The 24375-nt window shown below is 51.1% G+C and carries 25 protein-coding genes; 16 read left to right on the plus strand and 9 right to left on the minus strand.

Annotation, left to right across the window (positions count from 1 at the left end):
* Positions 1 to 271, plus strand: a 271-nt coding sequence (locus BEG40_RS22000; RefSeq protein ID WP_105285139.1) for a hypothetical protein, incomplete at its 5' end; no start/stop codon positions are given.
* A 144-nt stretch (positions 272 to 415) separates the two neighbouring features.
* Positions 416 to 1714, plus strand: a complete 1299-nt coding sequence (kgtP, locus tag BEG40_RS07085; RefSeq protein ID WP_105285141.1) for an alpha-ketoglutarate permease — start codon at positions 416 to 418, stop codon at positions 1712 to 1714.
* Here the strand turns inward: kgtP and BEG40_RS07090 are convergent.
* The 5 genes from BEG40_RS07090 to trxC form a co-directional block, all read right to left on the minus strand.
* Positions 1711 to 2034 (minus strand): YfiM family lipoprotein, encoded by a 324-nt coding sequence (locus BEG40_RS07090; protein ID WP_105285189.1) that lies wholly within the window; start codon positions 2032 to 2034, stop codon positions 1711 to 1713. The genes kgtP and BEG40_RS07090 overlap by 4 nt on opposite strands.
* Before the next feature lie 46 nt (positions 2035 to 2080).
* Positions 2081 to 3436, minus strand: coding sequence for a CDP-diacylglycerol--serine O-phosphatidyltransferase (pssA, locus tag BEG40_RS07095; RefSeq protein ID WP_000949267.1), 1356 nt, complete (start codon positions 3434 to 3436; stop codon positions 2081 to 2083).
* Between the two features lie 113 nt (positions 3437 to 3549).
* Positions 3550 to 6210: a peptidyl-lysine N-acetyltransferase PatZ gene (gene patZ, locus BEG40_RS07100; protein WP_021551248.1), complete on the minus strand. Its 2661-nt coding sequence runs from the start codon at positions 6208 to 6210 to the stop codon at positions 3550 to 3552.
* 31 nt (positions 6211 to 6241) lie between these two features.
* The gene (gene tapT, locus BEG40_RS07105) at positions 6242 to 6940 is read right to left on the minus strand and encodes a tRNA-uridine aminocarboxypropyltransferase (RefSeq protein ID WP_000138188.1); all 699 of its coding nucleotides are present in this window, start codon (positions 6938 to 6940) and stop codon (positions 6242 to 6244) included.
* Positions 6941 to 7010: 70 nt separating this feature from the next.
* Entirely contained in the window at positions 7011 to 7430 is a 420-nt protein-coding gene (gene trxC / locus BEG40_RS07110; protein ID WP_001098726.1) for a thioredoxin TrxC, read from the minus strand.
* 206 nt (positions 7431 to 7636) lie between these two features.
* Between trxC and BEG40_RS07120 the strand changes: the two genes are divergently transcribed.
* Positions 7637 to 8674, plus strand: coding sequence for a tRNA/rRNA methyltransferase (locus BEG40_RS07120; RefSeq protein WP_000997406.1), 1038 nt, complete (start codon positions 7637 to 7639; stop codon positions 8672 to 8674).
* 47 nt (positions 8675 to 8721) lie between these two features.
* Here BEG40_RS07120 and ung read toward each other — a convergent pair whose 3' ends face one another.
* Positions 8722 to 9411, minus strand: coding sequence for a uracil-DNA glycosylase (gene ung, locus BEG40_RS07125; protein ID WP_000184514.1), 690 nt, complete (start codon positions 9409 to 9411; stop codon positions 8722 to 8724).
* Between the two features lie 303 nt (positions 9412 to 9714).
* On the opposite strand from ung, the gene grcA reads away from it, so the two are divergent.
* Positions 9715 to 10098, plus strand: a complete 384-nt coding sequence (grcA, locus tag BEG40_RS07130) for an autonomous glycyl radical cofactor GrcA (RefSeq protein WP_000627804.1) — start codon at positions 9715 to 9717, stop codon at positions 10096 to 10098.
* 60 nt (positions 10099 to 10158) lie between these two features.
* Here the strand turns inward: grcA and eamB are convergent, their stop codons facing one another.
* Entirely contained in the window at positions 10159 to 10746 is a 588-nt protein-coding gene (eamB, locus tag BEG40_RS07135; protein WP_105285142.1) for a cysteine/O-acetylserine transporter, read from the minus strand.
* A gap of 102 nt (positions 10747 to 10848) precedes the next feature.
* Between eamB and BEG40_RS07140 the strand changes: the two genes are divergently transcribed.
* Entirely contained in the window at positions 10849 to 11730 is an 882-nt protein-coding gene (locus BEG40_RS07140; protein WP_105285190.1) for a LysR family transcriptional regulator, read from the plus strand.
* Between the two features lie 29 nt (positions 11731 to 11759).
* Here the strand turns inward: BEG40_RS07140 and srmB are convergent, their stop codons facing one another.
* Positions 11760 to 13094: an ATP-dependent RNA helicase SrmB gene (gene srmB, locus BEG40_RS07145; protein ID WP_000219187.1), complete on the minus strand. Its 1335-nt coding sequence runs from the start codon at positions 13092 to 13094 to the stop codon at positions 11760 to 11762.
* Positions 13095 to 13225: 131 nt separating this feature from the next.
* On the opposite strand from srmB, the gene trmN reads away from it, so the two are divergent.
* Complete coding sequence (trmN, locus tag BEG40_RS07150; protein WP_010349146.1) at positions 13226 to 13963, plus strand: tRNA(1)(Val) (adenine(37)-N(6))-methyltransferase TrmN; 738 nt, start codon at positions 13226 to 13228, stop codon at positions 13961 to 13963.
* Here the strand turns inward: trmN and nadB are convergent.
* Positions 13948 to 15570: an L-aspartate oxidase gene (nadB, locus tag BEG40_RS07155; protein ID WP_105285143.1), complete on the minus strand. Its 1623-nt coding sequence runs from the start codon at positions 15568 to 15570 to the stop codon at positions 13948 to 13950. The two genes, trmN and nadB, sit on opposite strands and share 16 nt — an antisense overlap.
* Positions 15571 to 15825: 255 nt before the next feature.
* On the opposite strand from nadB, the gene rseD reads away from it, so the two are divergent.
* The 10 genes from rseD to recO all read left to right on the plus strand — a co-directional run bounded on the left by rseD (position 15826) and on the right by recO (position 24370).
* Positions 15826 to 15981, plus strand: a complete 156-nt coding sequence (rseD, locus tag BEG40_RS21715; RefSeq protein WP_032147913.1) for a rpoE leader peptide RseD — start codon at positions 15826 to 15828, stop codon at positions 15979 to 15981.
* Positions 15978 to 16553 carry an RNA polymerase sigma factor RpoE gene (gene rpoE / locus BEG40_RS07160; RefSeq protein WP_001295364.1) on the plus strand — a complete coding sequence of 192 codons (576 nt, stop codon included), beginning with the start codon at positions 15978 to 15980 and terminating at the stop codon, positions 16551 to 16553. The genes rseD and rpoE overlap by 4 nt, the downstream gene beginning before the upstream one ends.
* Before the next feature lie 32 nt (positions 16554 to 16585).
* A complete protein-coding gene (rseA, locus tag BEG40_RS07165) occupies positions 16586 to 17236 on the plus strand; it encodes an anti-sigma-E factor RseA (protein ID WP_001168448.1) in 651 nt (216 codons plus the stop codon).
* Positions 17236 to 18192, plus strand: coding sequence for a sigma-E factor regulatory protein RseB (gene rseB / locus BEG40_RS07170; protein ID WP_105285144.1), 957 nt, complete (start codon positions 17236 to 17238; stop codon positions 18190 to 18192). Before rseA ends, rseB begins: the two co-directional genes overlap by 1 nt.
* On the plus strand, positions 18189 to 18668 hold the full coding sequence (rseC, locus tag BEG40_RS07175; RefSeq protein WP_000589062.1) for a SoxR-reducing system protein RseC: 480 nt from the start codon (positions 18189 to 18191) through the stop codon (positions 18666 to 18668). Before rseB ends, rseC begins: the two co-directional genes overlap by 4 nt.
* Before the next feature lie 197 nt (positions 18669 to 18865).
* Complete coding sequence (lepA, locus tag BEG40_RS07180) at positions 18866 to 20665, plus strand: translation elongation factor 4 (protein ID WP_000790174.1); 1800 nt, start codon at positions 18866 to 18868, stop codon at positions 20663 to 20665.
* Positions 20666 to 20680: 15 nt separating this feature from the next.
* Entirely contained in the window at positions 20681 to 21655 is a 975-nt protein-coding gene (gene lepB / locus BEG40_RS07185) for a signal peptidase I (RefSeq protein WP_000002532.1), read from the plus strand.
* Between the two features lie 272 nt (positions 21656 to 21927).
* A complete protein-coding gene (rnc, locus tag BEG40_RS07195) occupies positions 21928 to 22608 on the plus strand; it encodes a ribonuclease III (protein WP_001068343.1) in 681 nt (226 codons plus the stop codon).
* A complete protein-coding gene (era, locus tag BEG40_RS07200; RefSeq protein WP_000020738.1) occupies positions 22605 to 23510 on the plus strand; it encodes a GTPase Era in 906 nt (301 codons plus the stop codon). Before rnc ends, era begins: the two co-directional genes overlap by 4 nt.
* Positions 23511 to 23641: 131 nt before the next feature.
* Positions 23642 to 24370 carry a DNA repair protein RecO gene (gene recO / locus BEG40_RS07205; RefSeq protein WP_024192255.1) on the plus strand — a complete coding sequence of 243 codons (729 nt, stop codon included), beginning with the start codon at positions 23642 to 23644 and terminating at the stop codon, positions 24368 to 24370.
* The last annotated feature ends 5 nt before the right edge of the window (positions 24371 to 24375 follow it).

Below are 24375 nucleotides of genomic sequence, written 5' to 3' on the forward strand. Positions count from 1 at the left end.
CGCCGATGGTAGTGTGGGGTCTCCCCATGCGAGAGTAGGGAACTGCCAGGCATCAGATAAAGCGAAAGGCCATCCGGAAGGATGGCCTTTTTGCGTTGCTGCAGAAAGAATGCCGGATACGACGCTTGGGCATCTTATCCGTCCTACGCAGGGTTACGGTAGGGGGCAACAGCGCATTATTCCCCCACATACGCCAGATTCAGCAACGGATACGGTTTCCCCAACTTGCCCACTTCCATACGTGTCCTCCTTACCAGAAACTTATCCTTAAGCTCCTCAATAACCATTTTCCTGCTAACTAAATTCATGGTTAAGGTTGCATAATGGTGTGCAACAAATGTATAACATTTTCTTTACCAAAAAATAAACAACAGCAACCAACAAAGCATCGGATTATGGCAGGAGAAATAGTGGCATGGCAGAAAGCACTGTAACAGCAGACGGCAAACTGACAAGTAGTGATACTCGTCGCCGCATCTGGGCAATTGTAGGGGCCTCTTCAGGCAACCTGGTCGAATGGTTTGATTTTTACGTCTACTCGTTTTGTTCCCTCTACTTCGCCCACATCTTCTTCCCTTCTGGTAACACGACCACTCAACTACTGCAAACAGCCGGTGTTTTTGCAGCAGGATTCTTGATGCGCCCAATAGGCGGTTGGCTATTTGGCCGCATAGCCGATAAACATGGCCGCAAGAAATCGATGCTGTTATCAGTATGTATGATGTGTTTCGGCTCTCTGGTTATCGCATGTCTGCCAGGCTATGAAACTATTGGCACCTGGGCTCCGGCATTGTTACTTCTCGCGCGTTTATTCCAGGGATTATCTGTAGGTGGAGAATATGGCACCAGCGCCACCTATATGAGTGAAGTCGCAGTAGAAGGTCGTAAAGGTTTTTATGCCTCATTTCAGTATGTCACGTTAATCGGCGGACAACTGTTGGCACTACTGGTTGTAGTGGTTTTACAACACACCATGGAAGACGTTGCACTCAGAGAGTGGGGATGGCGCATTCCCTTTGCGTTAGGAGCGGTATTAGCCGTTGTGGCTTTGTGGTTACGCCGTCAGTTAGATGAAACTTCACAACAAGAAACACGCGCTTTAAAAGAAGCTGGATCTCTGAAAGGATTATGGCGCAATCGCCGTGCATTCATCATGGTTCTCGGTTTTACTGCTGCGGGCTCCCTTTGTTTCTATACCTTCACCACTTACATGCAGAAGTATCTGGTGAATACTGCGGGAATGCACGCCAACGTAGCAAGCGGCATTATGACAGCCGCACTGTTTGTATTCATGCTCATCCAGCCGCTCATTGGTGCGCTGTCGGATAAGATTGGCCGTCGAACTTCAATGCTATGTTTCGGTTCTCTGGCAGCCATTTTTACCGTTCCCATTCTCTCAGCATTGCAGAACGTTTCCTCTCCTTATGCCGCTTTTGGTCTGGTGATGTGCGCCCTGCTGATAGTGAGTTTTTATACTTCAATCAGTGGAATACTGAAGGCTGAGATGTTCCCGGCACAGGTTCGCGCATTAGGCGTTGGTCTGTCATATGCGGTCGCCAATGCTATATTTGGTGGTTCGGCGGAGTACATAGCGTTGTCGTTGAAATCAATAGGAATGGAAACAGCCTTCTTCTGGTATGTGACCTTGATGGCCGTGGTGGCGTTTCTGGTTTCTTTGATGCTGCATCGCAAAGGGAAGGGAATGCGTCTTTAGTGATGCGCCAGTTGCCAGATGGTATAGCCGGTAGTTGCACCGGCGACATCCCAGGCAAAATCTTTCCAGCTCCAGCCGCTCCCCTCGGGGCGGCTATCCCAAAGTTCTTTTGACGCGCCCAGCCCAACAGAGAACATCAGCCCGAAAGTCGCACTGCGATCGCGACTCATCCCCTGATGCTGTGCATATTCATTTCCGGCTGCGGAAAGCATCGCCGAGGCGATAAAGTGTTGAGCTTTATCCTGCCCGCTCCAGCTATCGTTAGCCATATGGCTGCATCCAGAAAGTAACAATAGCGAACAAACAAAAAGAATACGCAAAACGTGGGCCTCCAAAAAACAAACCCCGTACAGGACGGGGTTGTGATTACAGGATGCGACTAATTAATCGGTCGATGCGGATACGGCGCAAACGGCGGATAAGTTTGCGAACCTTCACCGGATAATCGGCAATACTTTGCAGATCGCGGTAGTGCTTAACGATGGTGGTATGCTCGCGGATCAGCTCCAGTTCTTTCTCACGCTGTGGCGCAAGTTCCAGTTGCGGATCGTGGATCAAAATGGCATTTTCCAGATCCAGACGCCAGGCGCGTGGGTTGAGGTTATTACCGGTTACCAGCATCCACTTATCATCAACCCACATTCCTTTCAGATGATAGGTGTTGTCGTCATCTTTCCATAACCGAACCACTAACTGGTCAGTATTGACGTAATACTGCAAACGGCTCAGGAAGCGACGCAGATTGATCTCATAAAGATAAGGCAGTGCGCCAATTATCTTGAAAGGTTCATCTTCTGGAATGTAGAAGTCATTCGCGGTTTTATCACCGACAATGATTTCGACCTTCTTCCCTTCGCGCAGCAACTGGATGATATTGCGCACAAGGATTGCTGGCAGGTTGAAGTATGGCGTGCAGATGGTTAGTTTCTGCTCGGCACAAGGCATAAGATGGAAAATGGTCTTGTTCAACAGACTCGATTTCCCCAGACCAACCAACGGCGTTACGGAAAGCTGATCGTTATCGGCATCGCCCTGGAAATGATAAGCGGCATCACGTAGCTCCTGGCGGAACAGGCGAATGTCGTTCTTGATTTCCGGACTTTTTGGGCGATTAACATCATCCAGACGGTTAACTCCGCGACCATTCATAATATTCTGTGTAACCCATTCAAACATAATGTCTGACATCTTACGGTTACGGATCAGATGATAACGGTCGTAGCGGTATTTATCGTGCTGATGCAGATAAACATCGTTCAGGCTGGCACCGCTATAAAGTACGCTATCGTCGATGATAAAGCCTTTAAAGTGCAGAACGCCAAGGGCTTCACGGGTATTGATTGGAACGCCATAAACCGGAACATCTACGCCCGGATTTTCCTGCGCCATGCGGCAGTACCAGTCAGCATTAGTGTTAGATGCCGCAGCGCCAATGCGTCCACGTTGTGCACGATGCCAGTCGACCAGCACCCGCACATCCAGTTCCGGACGCTGCCGTTTAGCCTCATACAACGCGTTCAGAATGCCTTTGCCACCGTCGTCCTGTTCGAGATACAGGGCAACGATGCAAATGCGCTGCTTCGCGCTGGCTATTTTTTCCAGCAGCGTCTCCCGGAAGTCGGCGGGAGCGTAAAAGAAATCGACATCATCAACTGATTGAGAAATCTTGGGTAGTTGGGCAAGGTGTTGTTGATGTTTATTACGCTTAAATTTTGACAACATCACAGTGCATTTCTTCTCTGTTCATTGAAGGGTCCTCTGTGCAATGCAGACGACATAAGCGGGCAATAATAACACCAGTCCCGATTAAGTGGTCAACATTTCCAGTACCTTACTCATGATTCCTCGCGCTGGGCAAGATTTAGCGTAAGCCCAACGATCCCCTCTTCGAGCTGGATATCAACGTTAAACCCGAGCTTGCGGGCCAGCGCCACCATGCCACGATTGTTTGGCATCGTAATACCATTCAGACGTTGCAGTCCGTGATCTCGCGTATAGGTAATCAACTTTTCCATTAAGCGGCGGCCTAAGCCTAATCCTTTGAGGTCCGATCGAACCAGTACGGCAAATTCGGCATCGATGTTATCAGGGTCAGAGATCGCTCGTGTGACACCGAGGATCTCTTCTGTTTGATCAATACGTCGTACCGCCACAAAAGCCATTTCTCGATCGTAGTCGATCTGCGTCATGTTGGCTAAATCTTCATGGGTAAATTCGTTGATCTCGCTAAAGTAGCGGTAATAAAGATCTTCTTTGGTGACTCGCGAAATGAATTGCTGAAGCTGTGGCTCATCTTCCGGCAAAATCGGGCGGAACAAGCAGCGTTCACCGTTTTTCAATTCTACCCACTCTTCCAGCTGATGCGGATACGGACGCACAGCAAGGCGACTCTCGTTATCGCCTTCAAACGGCGCGATATCCAGCGTGACATCCAGCGCGGTAAATTCATTGCCGGAAGCCAGCAAAGGATGAATATCCAGCCGCTGAATTTCAGGGCAATCGACAATCAGGTTGGAAACCTGCACCAGAAGCTGACTCAAGCCTGCAACATCCAATGGGCGTAGCGCACTGCGCGCACGAATCTTTTTACTTTTGATCCCCTGAATAACCAGATAGCGAGCCAGGTTCATGTTCAGCGGTGGCAACGCCACGACGGCTTGATCTTCAGGACGCCATTCCACACCGCCTTCACCCAGCATGATCAAAGGCCCGAAAACCGGATCGTGCTCGACGACTACGCGCAACTCCTGAGCGCCTGCACGGTTAGCCATACTTTGCACCAGCAGTCCGTGGATCCGCGCCTGCGGCCAGGTCATTTTTACGCGATCGAAAATAGCGTTCGCGGCTTGCTGGACTTCATTAGCCGTACGCAAATAGAGCATCACGCCCTGAACTTCTGATTTATGCGGAATATCCGGCGAACGCAATTTTAGCGCCACCGGATAACCAATCTGTTCGGCAATATGTACAGCTTCGGTGCTGTCAGTAGCAATCCAGGTGGGGAGCGTGTTCATGCCGTACGCTTGCAGGATGGGCTGAACTTCATGGGTATCGAGTGATGTCGCTCCTTCGGCAATGGCTTGCTGTAGCAGAATATGCGCTTCTGCGGTATTAGAGGTCAGATTGCTGGGCAGCGCCGGCGTTTCGCGTAGTTGCTTCTGGTTTCGCCGGTACTCCACCATATGCATAAAAGCGGTGATGGTTCCTTCCGGCGTTCGATAGGTTGGCAGTCCAGCTTCGCTGAATAAACGTCGTGCCTCTTGCGAGGAGTGCTCGCCACACCAGTTCGTCAGTAGAGATACATACTTGCTGCGGGGATGATGTTTTACCGCTTCAATTAATGCTTGCGCACTTTCTGTTGCGGGCGCTGCGGCGCTGGGCGAATGAATAACCATCAGTGCATCAAAATCCTGGCTGTGGAGCAGAATATCCAGCGTTTTAACATAATGTTCACTGCTGGCGTCATCGCGCAGATCGAGCGGGTTAGAGATAGCGACATGTTCTGGCAGCGTATCGCGCAGTTTCTGGCAGATCTCTTCACTGAGCGTTGCCAGTTTGCCATTGCGCGACCATAAGGCATCCAGCGCCAGCGCGGCAGGCGCGGCACCGTTGCTGATTATCATCAGCCGGTCGCCACGTAGCGGGCGCATATGGCTAAGGGTTTCCACTGCCGAAAACAGTTCGTGAGTGTCCTGCACTCGTAATAAACCTGCGCGCTGAATAGCCGCATCCCACGCCGGGTCCATTCCTGCCGTGGTGTTCAACAGACGTTGAGCCGCTGGGCTACGTCCGCTTTTAATCACCAGAATCGGTTTATTGCGAGAGGCGCTACGGGCAGCCGAAACAAAGCGCCGCGCGTCGCTTAACTGTTCGAGGTAGAGCAGGATGGCACTGGTTTTACTGTCGCGCGCCAGATAATCGAGCAATTCGTCAACGTCGATATCCAGGCTGTCGCCGAGAGCAATAAAATACGAAAAGCCCATCTCACGCTGTTGCGCCCAGTCGAGGATGGTGTTGGAGACGGCAGCCGACTGCGAAATAAACGCCAGCTTGCCGCGTTTAATCGGCACGGGCGAAAAGCTGGCATTCAGACCTTGCCAGGGAGCCAGTAAACCCAGACTGTTTGGTCCTAGCAGGCGCATGTTATGGCGCAGGGCGCAGGCGCGGAGATCTTCGTGTTGCGATGCTGGTGCAGAAAGAATAATGCAGGTTTTACAGCCTTTCTCGCCGAGCTCTTCCAGAAGAGCAAGATTGCGGCTGGCATTGGTACACAAAACCGCAAGGTCGGGTGTAAAGGGCAAGCTGGCAATATCCGGCCAGGCCAGCACACCCAACACCGCTTTCCAGGCTGGCGTCACCGGGAGTACCGGCCCGTTAAAGCCACCCGCCAGCAGGTTACGCATCATCAGGTAACCTGCGCGATTGGGTTTCATCGATGCGCCAATTACCGCTATCGATTTTGGTCGCAGTAGTGCTTCCAGTCCTCGCTGACTCATACCGGTCTCCCGCAGAAGTGACCGAATGATTTTAAACGCTTTCTAACTGTTCTGCTGTGATGCTACCCAGATGTTGCGTTTTTCCTGCCAGATAGCGCGTTTTAAAACGAGTGAAATGCTCGCCTAAGCCCGTTGCTGCTTCGGTATCGCCCGCCATATCTAAAAGTGCGATGGCTACTTCGGCAGTACAATATTGGCCTTCGGCCTGGGCTTCACGCAGGCGATAGGCAGAAAGCCGGGAAAGATCGACGGAAATGACGGGAAGATTATCCAGATACGGACTTTTACGAAACATTTTCCGAGCTTCCGGCCAGGTGCCATCGAGCATGATAAACAGCGGCGGCTTACCGGAAGGCGGCGAGAAGATGACTTCCCGTTGCCCGCCGGCATACGAGGCGGGAAAAACCACCATTGGTTGGTAATCCGGGTTTTGTACCAGCTCCAGCAAATCTTGCGATGGTTCAGTGCGCGACCATTGAAACGCGACAGTATCCGGCAAGATATCAGCAATTAAACGTCCGGTATTGCTGGGCTTCATTGGCTCGGTATCGAACATCAGCAAACAAAAACGGCTTTTTGCTTCAGTTGGGGTGATTGTCGAACAGAGGCAAAGTTTCTCTGGCAAAAGGCAGCGTTGGCAACGACGAACGCGATTACCACGGGCAAGAAAAGGACGCGTTGCGCGTGCAATACGTTCGGCGCGTAACTGGAGAACAGCGTTTTCGGTCATGAGAGAGGGCGTCGAAAAACCGCCATTGTCGCAGAGGAGAAAACGGGGCACAAGATGCGCCCCGGTAAGATTAAAGAGATTCGTTCAACCAGCTATCGAACGGTGCTTTCGGCACTGCGCCGTTGAGCATGTCAACAACCTGACCATTTTTGAAAATCATAATCGTCGGAATGCTACGAATACCAAAGCGGCTGCTTAATTCACGTTCAGCTTCGGTATTCACTTTTACAAAACGCACTTTACCGCTACGCTCTTGCGCAACATCTTCAAAAATCGGCGCGAAGTTACGGCAGGGGCCGCACCACGGCGCCCAGAAGTCGATCACTACAGGCAGATCGTCTTTCAGCAATTTGTCGAGTGTTTCACCGGTCGCATTAATCACCTCTCCGTCAAACAGGTCGTGACCGCAGCGTCCGCATTTTGCCGCATCTTCGATCCGATCGTCGGGAATGCGATTGATGGCCTGACAATGGGTACAAACGGTATTCATAACTAACCTCGGGATGAGTAAGGAGACTTATCGGCAATGACGCCGGTATGTTTCTAATATGTTACATATTATCAAAGGCAATGTTCCAGACAACAATCTGTTTTATTCAATAGGTATGATAGTCGCAGGCTTTGGTACGAAATCATGGCGAACCGCGCGCACTTCGGGTAATCTGCGCGCTTCGCGCAGCGCTGGTGGAGAAAAGCATGAACGATGAAATGAAAGGTAAAAGCGGCAAGGTCAAAGTGATGTATGTCCGCAGTGATGATGATTCTGATAAACGTACCCATAACCCGCGAACCGGGAAAGGGGGCGGGCGTCCAGGAAAATCTCGTGCCGACGGTGGCCGTCGCCCCGCCCGCGATGACAAACAGAGTCAGCCCCGTGACCGCAAGTGGGAAGATTCGCCGTGGCGCACGGTTTCCCGCGCGCCGGGTGATGAGACGCCGGAAAAGGCCGATCATGGTGGCATCAGTGGTAAAAGTTTTATTGATCCAGAAGTGTTGCGTCGTCAGCGTGCGGAAGAAACCCGCGTTTACGGCGAAAATGCATGTCAGGCACTGTTCCAGAGCCGTCCGGAAGCGATTGTTCGCGCCTGGTTTATCCAGAGCGTAACGCCGCGTTTTAAAGAAGCCTTGCGCTGGATGGCTGCAAACCGCAAAGCGTACCATGTAGTGGATGAAGCGGAACTGACAAAAGCGTCAGGCACGGAACATCACGGCGGCGTTTGCTTCCTGATTAAAAAGCGTAACGGCACAACCGTACAGCAGTGGGTAAGCCAGGCCGGCGCGCAGGATTGTGTACTGGCGCTGGAAAACGAATCTAACCCGCATAACCTGGGTGGCATGATGCGTAGCTGCGCGCACTTTGGCGTGAAAGGCGTTGTGGTGCAGGATGCGGCGTTGCTGGAATCGGGTGCGGCAATCCGTACCGCAGAAGGCGGCGCAGAGCACGTTCAGCCGATTACCGGCGACAACATTGTTAACGTGCTGGATGATTTCCGTCAGGCGGGTTATACCGTAGTGACCACTTCCAGCGAGCAGGGTAAACCGCTGTTCAAAACCAGTTTGCCAGAGAAAATGGTGCTGGTGCTGGGGCAGGAATATGAAGGGTTACCGGATGCCGCACGCGATCCGAACGATTTGCGCGTGAAGATTGACGGTACTGGTAATGTTGCCGGGCTGAATATCTCTGTCGCAACTGGCGTGCTGCTTGGCGAATGGTGGCGTCAGAACAAAGCCTGATAAATCAGCCGGATGGCAACGATGTCATCCGGCATTTTCCCGCAAATTTACTCACTCTCTGCCGGTAACACTGGCATCCAGTCAATCGGTTTTTCGCCACGTTGTTCCAGCCACTGATTTGCCAGCACAAAATGGTTGCAGCCAAAGAATCCACGATGCGCCGAAAGCGGCGACGGATGCGGCGCTTTCAGCACGTGATGGCGTTGCTTATCTATAATCGCCCCTTTCTTTTGCGCATGTGATCCCCATAACAAAAACACCACGCCTTCACGATGCTGATTAATCAGGCTGATGACTTTATCAGTAAACGTTTCCCAGCCGAGGCTGGCGTGGGAATGTGCCTGGCCTGCGCGTACCGTCAATACGGTGTTGAGCAGGAGAACCCCCTGACGTGCCCAGCTTTCAAGATAGCCATGTGTCGGGCGAGTAAAGCCTGGAAGGGTATTTTCCAGTTCTTTATACATATTCAGTAGAGAAGGCGGTATAGCAATACCTGGGCGAACGGAAAATGCCAGACCGTGCGCTTGTCCGGGGCCGTGGTAAGGATCCTGACCGAGGATCACCACTTTGACATCGCCCAGTTCAGTAAAGCGAAAGGCGTTAAAGACATCTTTTTGTGGTGGGTAGATGGTTATCCCGGACTGCCGCTCGCTGGCAACGGTCTGGAGGGTGTTAAGAAAATAGGGTTGCTGCTTTTCTTCAGCCAGCACATCATGCCAGGTTAATTGGTTAGTCATCTCGCTCTCCTGCGGATCTTCAATCCGCCTAGCTTAACTGCTTCTTTCTACAGAACAAAATCAAGCTCATTTTTTAGCCATAAACGAGTGCAAAAAAGTGTAAATTGGTAAAATCTCACGCTCGCATAAGTTGATGTAAAACAATAAAATCCATTTCCGACCACATTTGATGTGTGGTTTTTGTTGATTTAAATCAAAGAATCAAGGGTGTTTGAGGAGTATATATACACTCAAGCAACAATGGTTTTACCAATTGGCCGCGACAGGCTAATCAAATCAAATAATTTGCCGGGGAGGCATCACATGATTACAGGTATCCAGATTACTAAAGCCGCTAATGACGATCTGCTGAACTCTTTCTGGCTGCTGGACAGCGAAAAAGGCGAAGCGCGTTGCATCGTTGCGAAAGCAGGTTTTGCAGAAGACGAAGTGGTTGCAGTAAGCAAACTGGGTGACATTGAATACCGTGAAGTTCCAGTAGAAGTTAAACCAGAAGTTCGCGTTGAAGGTGGTCAGCACCTGAACGTAAACGTTCTGCGTCGTGAAACTCTGGAAGATGCAGTTAAGCATCCGGAAAAATATCCGCAGCTGACTATCCGTGTATCCGGTTATGCAGTTCGCTTCAACTCTCTGACTCCGGAACAGCAGCGCGACGTTATCGCTCGTACCTTTACTGAAAGCCTGTAAGGCTTAAGTAGCAAGTTATTAAGCGGAAGAGGGTAATCTCTTCCGCTTTTCTTTTGTCTTTCAATAGAAAATACGTACCGCACAATAGACCAGCAACAGCGCCAGAACGATATTCAACTGGCGACCATAGTGGCGAAACAATCGCTGAAACAGATGCCCCGCCAGCGCCCAACAGACATTGCCAAACGTCCCAATCATCGCCAGCAAAACGCTGACGCCAACTACCCAGCTTAACGCCTGTGTTTGCGGCAGAACAAACGTCGACAGTGCCGTAATGCCGTACAAAATAATTTTGACGTTCACAAACTGTAGCGCAAAGCTCGCCCAAAAGCTGATCGGTTTTGCCTGAAGTCCGTCTTCTTTTGTTGGACTGGTAGCGATTTTCCACGCCAGCCAGACAATATATGCCACCCCCGCCCAACTCAACAGATGCACTGCTGCCGGGTCGATAACAGCCAATGAAAATGAAATTCCCGCACACAGCAGCATGACAATCAAAAATCCCAGACTCATCCCCGCCAGTACGCGGGTACTCTGACGAAACCCATGCGACGTGGCTGAACTCAGAGCAAGAATATTGTTCGGTCCAGGCGTGAGGGCAGTAATCAGGGTGTAGGTCCAGAAAGCACTTAATAGGGTCGGTGTCACTTGTTATCTCCTTTGTTTTGATAGACAGTACCCGACATGAAATATTTAAAAAAATGAATGTTTTTACATTCTAAATTCGACAATATCGATAGGTTTGGGTTTATGGATCTGCGCCGTTTTATTACGCTTAAAACCGTGGTGGAAGAGGGTTCCTTTTTGCGAGCTTCGCAAAAATTGTGCTGCACACAATCGACGGTGACTTTTCATATTCAGCAGCTTGAGCAGGAGTTCTCGGTACAGTTATTTGAGAAAATTGGCCGACGGATGTGCCTCACTCGCGAAGGTAAAAAGCTGCTGCCGCACATCTATGAACTTACCAGAGTGATGGATACCCTTCGTGAGGCTGCCAAAAAAGAGTCGGATCCGGACGGGGAACTACGCGTTGTTTCGGGCGAAACATTGCTCTCTTACCGAATGCCGCAGGTGTTGCAGCGTTTTCGGCAACGCGCACCAAAAGTGCGTTTATCGTTGCAGTCGCTGAACTGTTACGTGATCCGTGATGCGCTACTGAATGATGAGGCCGATGTCGGGGTTTTTTATCGCGTAGGGAATGATGATGCTCTGAACCGACGAGAGTTAGGTGAACAATCGCTGGTGCTGGTGGCTTCGCCGCATATTGAAGATGTCGATTTTACTGAGCCGGGAAGACATAACGCCTGTAGCTTTATTATCAACGAACCGCAATGCGTCTTCCGCCAGATATTTGAAAGCACGCTGCGTCAGCGACGGATTACGGTGGAACACACCATTGAGCTTATAAGCATTGAAAGTATCAAGCGATGTGTCGCAGCAAATATCGGAGTCAGCTACTTACCGCGCTTTGCGGTAGCAAAAGAGCTGGAGTGCGGAGAATTAATTGAATTACCCTTTGGCGAACCGTCGCAAACCATTACGGCAATGTGCGCTCACCATGCCGGAAAAGCGGTTAGCCCGGCGATGCACATTTTTATTCAGTGTATTGAAGAGTGCTTTTTGCCGGAATAAAAAAAGCCGGGCTTAACCCGGCATTATGATTACTCTTCTGTCGTTTGCGGCGGCACGCCCGTTCCGCTTGGTTTGCGGCGCTTACCAATATTTTTGGTATCGCGATGGCGTTTTTTCACCCGTGGCTTCTCTTTCTCTTTAGCCTTTTTCTTCTCGGCGCGTTTTGCCAACACTTTTTTCGATGGCTTGCCGGTCTGTTTCTCGCTTGGTGCTCGGGTCTTCGGTCGTAACTCATCAATTACGCGTGCTTTAATCGGCTCTTCAATATAACGACCGACCTTACCCAGCAGCAGATGGTCATGAGCTTCAACCAGCGAGATAGCGATACCTTTACGACCAGCGCGAGCGGTACGCCCGATACGGTGCAAATAAGTATCGCCACTGCGCGGCATATCGAAGTTAAAGACGTGGCTGACATCCGGAATGTCGATACCGCGCGCGGCAACATCGGTTGCAACCAGCACGTTAACACGACCTTCGGTCAGGCGTTTGATCGCTTCGTTACGCTTGCCTTGTACCATCTCACCTTCGAGATAGCAGTTGTTGATGCCCGCTTCGCGCAGCCAGTTTGCCAGCTCATGCACACGCTCACGCTTACGCACAAACACAATTGAGCGGGTCGCTTCTGGTTGTTTTAACAGATGCACCAGCAACGCGGTTTTATGCTCAAGGTCATCGGCACGGTAATACCACTGATGAATTTTTTTGCGCTCACGAGTGGACGGATTCGCAGAAACCTCCACTGGATCTTCCAGTAGACGCTCAGCAAAATCCTGAATGGCATCGCCTTCCAGCGTTGCTGAGAAGAGCAGGGTTTGTTTACGCCAGCGAGTTTCGCCAGCAATATGTTCGATATCCTGGGCGAAGCCCATATCCAGCATACGGTCTGCTTCGTCGAGGATCAGTGTTTCAACCGCGCGGCAATCAAAGTTCTCTTCTTTTATATACTGCAGCAGACGACCGGTTGTGGCGACCACGATGTCCTGGTTTTCGCTGAACACTTCTGCGTGGTTCATATAAGCCACGCCACCAGTGATGGTGGCGATATCCAGATGCGTATGTTTCGCCAGTTCGCGGGCATGATCGGCCACCTGCATCGCCAGTTCGCGAGTTGGGGTGAGGATCAAAATACGCGGCGGACCGGATTTCTTACGCGGGAAATCGAGCAGGTGCTGCAACGCTGGCAGCAGATACGCCGCCGTTTTACCGGTGCCTGTCGGCGCAGAACCGAGTACATCACGGCCATCGAGCGCAGGCGGAATGGCGGCAGCCTGAATGGCGGTCGGGCGAGTGAAACCTTTATCCTGGAGTGCTTCCAGCAGGCTTTCGTCGAGTTCAAGTTCGGAAAAAGTCGTTACAGTCATGTTCTACCTCTGTGTGGGGCGCTGATTATAGACGTTACGGCTGCAATCTTCATCTGTTTGTATGGATATCGCTTCTCAGGTATTGTTCTTACCCGGTGCTATCGCCGTTTTTCCAGCAAGGTTTTATTTTCATGTCACAGTCTACATCCGTGCTTCGTCGTAATGGATTTACTTTTAAACAGTTTTTTGTCGCACACGATCGCTGTGCAATGAAAGTGGGAACGGATGGAATTTTGCTGGGCGCATGGGCTCCTGTGGCTGGGGTAAAACGCTGCCTTGATATCGGTAGCGGTAGCGGGTTATTGGCTTTGATGCTGGCGCAGCGCACCGATGATGGCGTGATAATCGATGCGGTTGAAATTGAAAACGAAGCGGCTGCCCAGGCGCAGAAAAATATCGCGCAGTCCCCGTGGGCAGAGCGGATTAACGTCCATACGGGGGATATTCAGCAGTGGCTTACCCAGCAGACAACGCGCTTTGATTTAATCATCAGTAACCCGCCGTATTATCAGCAGGGAGTAGAGTGCGCAACACCACAGCGGGAGCAGGCGCGCTATACCACTACGCTTGATCACCAGACGTTGCTCACTTGCGCGGCAGAATGCATTACCGAAGAGGGATTTTTCTGCGTGGTGCTGCCAGAACAGATCGGTAATGGTTTTACTGAACTGGCGTTAAATATGGGCTGGCATTTACGTTTACGGACGGATGTGGCGGAAAACGAAGCGCGACTGCCGCATCGGGTGCTGCTGGCATTCTCCCCACAGGCGGGGGAGTGTTTTAGCGATCGCTTAGTGATTCGTGGGCCAGACCAGAACTATTCCGAAGCGTATACGGCGCTGACCCAGGCTTTTTATCTGTTTATGTAATGATTGCCGGGGGTGAGAATCGATGGACCGGAATGCGTGAGTAGCTCCGGGTAATCCTGCGTGTAATGTAAGCCCCGACTCTCTTTGCGCATTATCGCGCAGCGAACAATCAACTCGGCAACCTGCACCAGATTACGCAGCTCCAGCAAATTATTCGACACACGGAAGTGAGCATAATATTCATCTATCTCCTGCTGCAGCATATTGATCCGCCGCAGGGCGCGCTCCAGGCGCTTTGTTGTGCGTACAATGCCCACGTAATCCCACATAAACAGGCGTAACTCATGCCAGTTATGTTGAATCACCACCAGTTCATCAGGATTCTCAACGCGGCTTTCATCCCACGGCGGTAACGTACTGACGCCGCGCACATAAGGCATACGCTTTGCAATATCTTCCGCTGCCGACCAGCCGTAGACCAGACACTCCAGCAATGAGTTAGAGGCCATTCGGTTAGCGCCATGTAATCCTGTATAGCTGACTTCACCAATGGCATACAGGCCATCAACGTCGGTACGCCCATAATCATCTACCATCACGCCACCGCAGGTGTAGTGCGCAGCGGGCACTATTGGCACAGGCTCTTTCGTGAGATCAATGCCCAGCCCCAATAACTTTTCATAAATCATTGGGAAATGCTGACGAATAAAATCGGCGGGCTTATGGCTGATGTCGAGGAACATACAATCCGCGCCGAGGCGTTTCATTTCATGGTCAATGGCGCGGGCGACAATATCGCGCGGGGCCAGTTCGCCGCGCTCATCAAACTCGGGCATAAATCGTGTACCGTCCGGGCGTTTCAAATAAGCGCCTTCGCCACGTAAGGCTTCCGTTAACAGGAAATTTCGAGCCTGTGGATGATACAGTGCGGTAGGGTGGAACTGATTAAATTCTAGATTAGCAACCCGGCAACCCGCGCGCCAGGCCATGGCAATACCATCGCCGGAGGATATATCAGGATTAGTGGTATACTGATAAACTTTCGATGCGCCTCCGGTTGCCAGCACTACCGCTTTTGCGTGGCAGGTTTCTACCGCTTCTTTATTGCGATTCCACACCCATGCGCCAACAACCCGTCGCGTACCCGGCAGACCAATTTTGTCAGAAATAATCAGATCGACGGCGTTGCTGCGTTCCAGCACGCGAATATTCGGATGATTTTGCGCCTTGCTCACTAGTGTGGTTTCTACTTCTTTACCAGTGGCGTCGGCGGCATGAAGAATACGACGGTGACTATGTCCACCTTCACGGGTCAGATGGTAGCTCTCTTCGCCATTTGGCTGAACGTGGGTATCAAACAATACCCCCTGGTCGATCAACCATTGCACGCAGGAACGCGCATTGCTGGCAACAAATTCAACAGCATGGCGATCGCAAATTCCGGCACCAGCAATTAAGGTATCTTCCACATGTGAATCGATGCTGTCAGTTTCATCAAACACGGCGGCAATTCCGCCCTGGGCGTAAAACGTCGAGCCTTCTGTAACTGGACCTTTACTTAGAACGATGACTTGATGCTTATCCGCCAGACGTAGCGCCAGTGAAAGCCCGGCGGCACCGCTACCAATAATCAACACATCACAAGAATGTTCAGGGAAAATATTCATTTTGATTGTTTAATTTACTAAACACCGTTCGGCCAGCATAGCATCATGTTGTATAATTAAACACCTGTTATTTTGATGTTTGTTGCATGGGCTAAACATGTTGATTCAGGGAGGCGGGAAAAAGAGAAGTTGATCGTCGGCGGAGGATTAGGTGGTGAAATAAAAAGGCCGTTGGGTTACTCTTCAGGCAGTTAAATGGGCATTTCTACACAGATAATGCGTTATTCAGATTCTGTAGACTTATAATGATAGATAATGATCCGTCTACAGCATGACAAACAAAAACAGATGCGTTACGGAACTTTACAAAAACGAGACACTCTAACCCTTTGCTTGCTCAAATTGCAGCTAATGGAGTGGCGTTTCGATAGCGCGTGGAAATTTGGTTTGGGGAGATTTTACCTCGGATGAGCGAGCAGTTAACGGACCAGGTCCTGGTTGAGCGGGTCCAGAAGGGAGATCAGAAAGCCTTTAACTTACTGGTAGTGCGCTATCAGCATAAGGTGGCGAGTCTGGTTTCCCGCTATGTGCCGTCGGGTGATGTTCCCGATGTGGTACAAGAAGCTTTTATTAAAGCCTATCGTGCGCTGGATTCGTTCCGGGGAGATAGTGCTTTTTATACATGGCTGTATCGGATTGCTGTTAATACGGCAAAAAATTACCTGGTTGCTCAGGGGCGTCGTCCACCTTCCAGTGATGTGGATGCCATTGAAGCTGAAAACTTCGAAAGTGGCGGCGCGCTAAAAGAAATTTCGAACCCTGAGAACTTAATGTTGTCAGAAGAACTGAGACAGATAGTTTTCCGAACTATTGAGTCCCTCCCGGAAGATTTACGCATGGCAATAACCTTGCGGGAGCTGGATGGCCTGAGCTATGAAGAGATAGCCGCTATCATGGATTGTCCGGTGGGTACGGTGCGTTCACGTATCTTCCGAGCGAGGGAAGCTATTGATAATAAAGTTCAACCGCTTATCAGGCGTTGACGATAGCGGGATACTGGATAAGGGTATTAGGCATGCAGAAAGAACAACTTTCCGCTTTAATGGATGGCGAAACGCTGGATAGTGAGCTGCTTAACGAACTGGCTCACAACCCGGAAATGCAGAAAACCTGGGAAAACTATCACTTAATCCGTGACTCTATGCGGGGTGATACTCCCGAGGTGCTTCATTTCGATATCTCTTCCCGCGTGATGGCTGCCATTGAAGAAGAGCCAGTACGTCAACCGACGACATTGATCCCAGAGGCTCAGCCTGCACCGCATCAATGGCAGAAAATGCCATTTTGGCAGAAAGTACGTCCATGGGCGGCACAGCTTACCCAAATGGGCGTAGCGGCGTGTGTATCGCTTGCAGTTATCGTTGGCGTCCAGCACTATAATGGACAATCTGAAACGTCCCAGCAGCCCGAAACTCCGGTATTTAATACTCTGCCGATGATGGGTAAAGCCAGTCCGGTAAGTCTGGGAGTGCCTTCTGAAGCGACCGCGAATAATGGTCAACAGCAGCAGGTACAGGAGCAGCGTCGTCGCATTAATGCCATGTTGCAGGATTACGAACTGCAACGTCGACTCCACTCCGAACAGCTTCAGTTTGAGCAGGCACAAACACAGCAAGCCGCTGTACAGGTGCCAGGAATTCAAACTTTAGGAACGCAATCGCAGTAATGAAGCAACTTTGGTTTGCCATGTCATTAGTGACAGGTAGCCTGTTATTCTCTGCTAACGCCTCGGCCCCCCCTGCGTCCGGGGCGTTATTACAGCAGATGAACCTGGCTAGTCAGTCACTGAATTACGAGCTGTCATTCATCAGCATCAATAAACAAGGTGTTGAGTCTCTGCGTTATCGACATGCACGCCTCGATAACCGTCCTCTTGCACAGTTGTTGCAAATGGATGGCCCGCGCCGGGAAGTGGTACAGCGCGGCAATGAAATCAGCTATTTTGAACCGGGTCTTGAACCGTTCACACTTAATGGCGATTACATTGTTGATTCTCTGCCATCGCTCATCTATACCGATTTCAAACGCCTTTCTCCTTACTACGACTTTATCTCCGTGGGGCGCACGCGTATTGCTGACCGCTTATGTGAGGTAATCCGCGTAGTCGCCCGTGATGGCACACGCTACAGCTACATCGTATGGATGGACACCGAATCGAAATTACCGATGCGGGTAGATCTCCTTGATCGCGATGGTGAAACGCTGGAACAATTCCGTGTGATTGCTTTCAACGTCAATCAGGATATCAGCAGCAGTATGCAGACGCTGGCGAAGGCGAACTTGCCACCGCTGCTTTCTGTACCTGTGGGGGAAAAAGCCAAATTTAACTGGGCTCCAACCTGGTTGCCCCAGGGGTTTAGCGAAGTTTCCAGCAGTCGGCGTCCGCTACCGACGATGGACAACATGCCTATCGAATCACGTCTCTATTCCGACGGATTATTCAGCTTTTCGGTAAACGTTAACCGTGCTACGCCATCGAGCACCGACCAGATGTTGCGCACCGGACGCAGAACCGTTAGTACCAGCGTACGTGATAACGCCGAAATCACCATTGTTGGTGAACTGCCACCGCAAACGGCGAAGCGCATTGCCGAGAATATTAAGTTTGGGGCAGGGCAATGATTAAAGAGTGGGCCACTGTCGTCTCCTGGAAAAACGGGCAGGCGCTGGTCAGTTGTGATGTCAAAGCCTCATGCAGCAGCTGCGCTTCCCGTGCTGGTTGCGGTAGCCGCGTGTTGAATAAACTTGGCCCGCAAACCACACATACCATCGTCGTACCCTGTGATGAACCGTTAGTGCCGGGGCAAAAAGTGGAATTGGGAATCGCCGAAGGCAGCCTGCTCAGCTCCGCATTACTGGTTTATATGTCGCCGCTAGTGGGATTATTCCTCATCGCTTCGTTATTTCAGCTACTCTTTGCTTCAGATATTGCAGCATTGTGCGGTGCGATTCTCGGCGGCGTTGGCGGATTCCTCATTGCGCGTGGATACTCACGTAAGTTTGCTGCCCGGGCAGAATGGCAACCTGTCATCTTAAGCGTGGCATTGCCGCCTGGCCTTGTGCGATTTGAAACATCTTCGGAAGACGCGAGCCAGTGATTTCACTGGCTTTGTTGTATTTTGCATAACAAATGCGAGGACGTTTCCAGATACCACAATCCATACGGTATGAACATTTCCTCGCCTCAATGTTGTAGTGTAGAATGCGGCGTTTCTATTAATACAGACGTTAAGCTCAGAACAGCGACTTCTAAAAGCCTGGTTAACCGGGCATTAAGGCACAATAATCATACTTTATGAAGAATATACGTAACTTTTCGATCATAGCTCACATTGACCACGGTAAATCGACGCTGTCTGACCGTATTATCCAGATCTGCGGTGGCCTGTCTGACCGTGAAATGGAGGCACAGGTTCTCGATTCCATGGATCTTGAGCGTGAGCGTGGCATAACTATCAAAGCGCAGAGCGTGACGCTGGACTATAAAGCATCCGATGGCGAAACCTATCAACTTAACTTTATCGACACCCCTGGTCATGTGGACTTCTCTTATGAAGTATCGCGTTCGCTGGCCGCTTGTGAAGGTGCATTGCTGGTGGTTGACGCCGGGCAGGGCGTAGAAGCGCAAACCCTGGCAAACTGCTACACCGCAATGGAAATGGATCTTGAGGTAGTGCCGGTACTGAACAAGATTGACCTGCCGGCAGCCGATCCTGAACGCGTGGCGGAAGAAATTGAAGATATCGTTGGAATCGACGCCACCGACGCAGTGCGTTGCTCGGCGAAAACCGGCGTTGGTGTGCAGGACGTTCTCGAACGTCTGGTGCGCGACATCCCACCGCCGGAAGGCGATCCGGAAGGCCCGTTGCAGGCTCTGATTATCGACTCCTGGTTCGACAACTACCTGGGCGTTGTTTCACTTATCCGTATTAAAAACGGCACCCTGCGTAAGGGCGACAAAGTGAAAGTCATGAGTACCGGGCAGACTTATAACGCCGACCGTCTGGGTATTTTCACGCCGAAGCAAGTTGACCGTACAGAGCTGAAATGTGGCGAAGTAGGCTGGTTGGTATGTGCGATTAAAGATATTCACGGCGCACCAGTCGGTGACACCTTAACGCTGGCGCGTAATCCGGCAGAAAAGGCGCTGCCAGGATTTAAGAAAGTTAAACCGCAGGTTTACGCCGGTCTGTTCCCGGTAAGTTCCGACGACTATGAAGCCTTCCGCGATGCGCTGGGTAAATTGAGTCTCAACGATGCCTCTTTGTTCTACGAGCCGGAAAGCTCCACGGCGCTGGGCTTTGGTTTCCGCTGTGGCTTCCTCGGCCTGCTGCACATGGAGATTATTCAGGAACGTCTGGAACGCGAGTACGATCTTGACCTGATTACTACCGCTCCGACAGTAGTGTATGAAGTAGAAACTACGGGGAAAGAAGTTATCTACGTCGACAGCCCGTCTAAGCTGCCAGCGGTGAATAACATCTATGAACTGCGCGAGCCGATAGCAGAGTGTCACATGCTGCTGCCGCAGGCGTATCTTGGTAACGTCATTACGTTGTGCGTAGAAAAACGCGGCGTACAGACCAACATGGTTTATCACGGGAACCAGGTGGCACTGACGTATGAGATCCCGATGGCGGAAGTGGTACTCGACTTCTTCGATCGCCTGAAATCTACCTCGCGTGGTTATGCGTCTTTGGATTACAACTTCAAACGCTTCCAGGCGTCCGACATGGTGCGTGTTGACGTTTTAATCAACGGTGAACGTGTTGATGCGCTGGCGTTGATCACCCACCGTGATAATTCGCAAAACCGTGGTCGCGAGCTGGTGGAGAAGATGAAAGATCTGATCCCCCGCCAGCAGTTTGATATCGCCATTCAGGCTGCGATTGGAACGCACATCATTGCGCGTTCCACCGTGAAACAGCTGCGTAAAAACGTACTGGCTAAATGTTATGGCGGCGATATCAGCCGTAAGAAAAAGCTGCTGCAGAAGCAGAAAGAAGGTAAGAAACGCATGAAGCAGATCGGTAACGTCGAACTGCCGCAGGAAGCGTTCCTCGCCATTCTGCACGTCGGCAAAGACAACAAATAACCATTAGGAGTTGGCATGGCGAATATGTTTGCCCTGATTCTGGTGATTGCCACACTGGTGACGGGCATTTTGTGGTGCGTGGATAAATTCTTTTTCGCACCTAAACGGCGGGAACGTCAGGCAGCGGCGCAAGCGGCTGCCGGGGACTCACTGGATAAAGCAACGCTGAAAAAAGTTGCGCCGAAGCCTGGTTGGCTGGAAACCGGCGCTTCTGTATTTCCGGTGCTGGCTATCGTATTGATTGTGCGTTCGTTTATTTATGAACCGTTCCAGATCCCGTCAGGTTCGATGATGCCGACTCTGTTAATCGGTGACTTTATTCTGGTAGAGAAGTTTGCTTACGGCATTAAAGACCCTATCTACCAGAAAACGCTGATCGAAACCGGTCATCCGAAACGTGGCGATATTGTGGTCTTTAAATACCCGGAAGATCCAAAGCTTGATTACATCAAGCGTGCGGTGGGATTACCGGGCGATAAAGTCACTTACGATCCGGTAGCGAAAGAAGTGACTATTCAACCGGGATGCAGTTCCGGTCAGGCGTGTGAAAACGCGTTGCCGGTCACCTATTCCAACGTGGAGCCGAGCGATTTCGTACAGACCTTCTCACGTCGTAACGGCGGGGAAGCAACCAGCGGATTCTTTGAGGTGCCGAAAAACGAAACTAAAGAAAACGGTATTCGTCTTTCTGAACGTAAAGAGACACTGGGCGATGTAACGCATCGTATCCTGACCGTGCCGATTGCGCAGGATCAGGTGGGGATGTATTACCAGCAACCAGGACAACAACTGGCAACCTGGATTGTTCCGCCAGGGCAATACTTCATGATGGGTGATAATCGCGATAACAGCGCGGACAGCCGTTACTGGGGCTTTGTGCCGGAAGCGAATCTGGTCGGTCGGGCAACGGCTATCTGGATGAGTTTCGATAAGCAAGAAGGTGAATGGCCGACAGGCGTGCGCTTAAGTCGCATTGGTGGCATTCACTAATTGCTGTTATCCGTTCACGTTGTCGCCGTTATGGCGACAACGTGAATTATTTATGAGATAAATCTCCCGTGGCTAACGACATCCCCCGTCGTTGTGTATAGAATATTCCCCCGAAGTTTAAGGTTGGCACCTCCAGGTCGCCACGGCACACGAAACAGCGTTGGTCCCCATATACAGGTCAACTGAAACTGCTGCAAAGCTGTTAGCAGAACCCTGCATATCAGGTCTGTTTCGTGTGCTGAATTGTTGACGCATTTATTTATTGGTATCGCATGAACCCCATCGTAATTAATCGGCTTCAACGGAAGCTGGGCTACACTTTTAATCATCAGGAGCTGTTGCAGCAGGCATTAACCCATCGTAGTGCCAGCAGCAAACATAACGAGCGTTTAGAATTTTTAGGCGACTCTATTTTGAGCTACGTTATCGCCAATGCGCTGTATCACCGTTTCCCTCGTGTGGATGAAGGGGATATGAGCCGGATGCGCGCCACGCTAGTCCGTGGCAATACGCTGGCAGAACTGGCGCGTGAATTTGAGTTAGGTGAGTGCTTACGTTTAGGGCCGGGTGAACTTAAAAGCGGTGGATTTCGTCGCGAGTCGATTCTTGCTGACACCGTCGAAGCATTAATTGGCGGCGTATTCCTCGACAGCGATATTCAGACCGTCGAGAAATTAATCCTTAACTGGTATCAAACCCGTCTGGACGAAATTAGCCCAGGCGATAAACAAAAAGATCCGAAAACGCGCTTGCAAGAATATTTGCAGGGGCGCCATCTGCCTCTGCCAACTTATCTGGTAGTTCAGGTACGTGGCGAAGCGCACGATCAGGAATTTACTATCCACTGCCAGGTTAGCGGCCTGAGCGAACCGGTGGTTGGCACAGGTTCAAGCCGCCGTAAGGCTGAACAGGCTGCCGCCGAACAGGCGTTGAAAAAACTGGAGCTGGAATGAGCATCGATAAAAGTTACTGCGGATTTATTGCCATCGTCGGACGCCCGAACGTTGGCAAATCCACCCTGCTGAACAAACTGTTGGGGCAGAAAATCTCCATCACTTCCCGCAAAGCGCAGACAACCCGTCACCGCATTGTGGGTATCCATACTGAAGGCGCGTATCAGGCGATCTACGTCGATACCCCAGGTCTGCATATGGAAGAAAAACGCGCCATTAACCGCCTGATGAACAAAGCGGCGAGCAGCTCCATTGGCGACGTTGAGCTGGTGATTTTTGTCGTTGAAGGCACCCGCTGGACGCCGGACGATGAAATGGTGCTCAACAAGCTGCGTGATGGCAAAGCGCCGGTGATCCTCGCGGTGAACAAAGTGGACAACGTGCAGGAGAAAGCCGATCTTCTGCCGCATCTGCAGTTCCTGGCAAGCCAGATGAATTTCCTCGATATCGTGCCGATCTCTGCTGAAACCGGGCTGAATGTCGACACTATTGCGGCAATCGTGCGTAAGCATCTGCCTGAAGCGACCCATCACTTCCCGGAAGATTACATCACCGATCGCTCACAGCGTTTTATGGCGTCTGAAATCATCCGCGAAAAACTGATGCGTTTCCTCGGTGCAGAACTGCCGTACTCCGTGACCGTGGAAATCGAACGTTTTGTCACCAATGAGCGCGGCGGCTATGACATCAACGGTTTGATTCTCGTTGAGCGCGAAGGGCAGAAGAAGATGGTGATTGGCAACAAAGGGGCCAAGATCAAAACCATCGGGATTGAAGCGCGTAAAGACATGCAGGAAATGTTCGAAGCGCCTGTCCACCTTGAGCTGTGGGTGAAAGTGAAATCCGGCTGGGCCGACGACGAACGTGCGCTGCGTAGTCTCGGTTACGTTGACGATCTCTAATTAGCACACTCTATGACTTTCGAGGTGCAGGAAGGCGGCAAGACCGTGAATCCCTGGTCACTTACTAAAGTAAGTGACCAGGGGGAACAGTTGCAGCCAGGGCACCTGCAACTTGAAAGGCGACGAGTATGATGGAAGGCTGGCAGCGCGCATTTGTCCTGCATAGTCGCCCGTGGAGCGAAACCAGCCTGATGCTGGACGTCTTTACGGAGGAATCGGGACGCGTGCGTCTGGTTGCCAAAGGCGCACGTTCAAAACGTTCTACCGTGAAAGGCGCATTGCAGCCTTTCACACCTCTCTTGCTACGCTTCGGCGGGCGCGGTGAAGTCAAAACGCTGCGCAGTGCCGAAGCTGTCTCGCTGGCGCTGCCATTAAGCGGTATTACGCTTTACAGCGGTCTGTACATCAACGAACTTCTCTCCCGCGTTCTGGAATACGAGACGCGCTTCTCGGAACTCTTTTTCGATTACTTGCACTGCATTCAGTCTCTGGCAGGTGCCACTGGTACGCCAGAACCGGCGTTGCGTCGCTTTGAGCTGGCGTTGCTCGGGCATTTGGGTTATGGGGTCAACTTTACCCATTGCGCAGGTAGCGGTGAGCCGGTAGATGACACCATGACGTATCGTTATCGCGAAGAGAAAGGTTTTATTGCCAGTGTGGTTATCGACAATAAAACTTTCACCGGGAGGCAGTTGAAAGCGTTACACGCGCGGGAATTTCCTGACGCCGACACATTGCGAGCAGCGAAACGCTTTACCCGCATGGCGCTTAAGCCTTATCTTGGCGGTAAACCTTTAAAAAGCAGGGAACTGTTCCGGCAGTTTATGCCTAAGCGAACGGTGAAAACACATAATGACTGATGAGG

The organism is Escherichia sp. MOD1-EC5495 (assembly GCF_002965965.1).
GTDB classification, from domain to species: domain Bacteria; phylum Pseudomonadota; class Gammaproteobacteria; order Enterobacterales; family Enterobacteriaceae; genus Escherichia; species Escherichia ruysiae.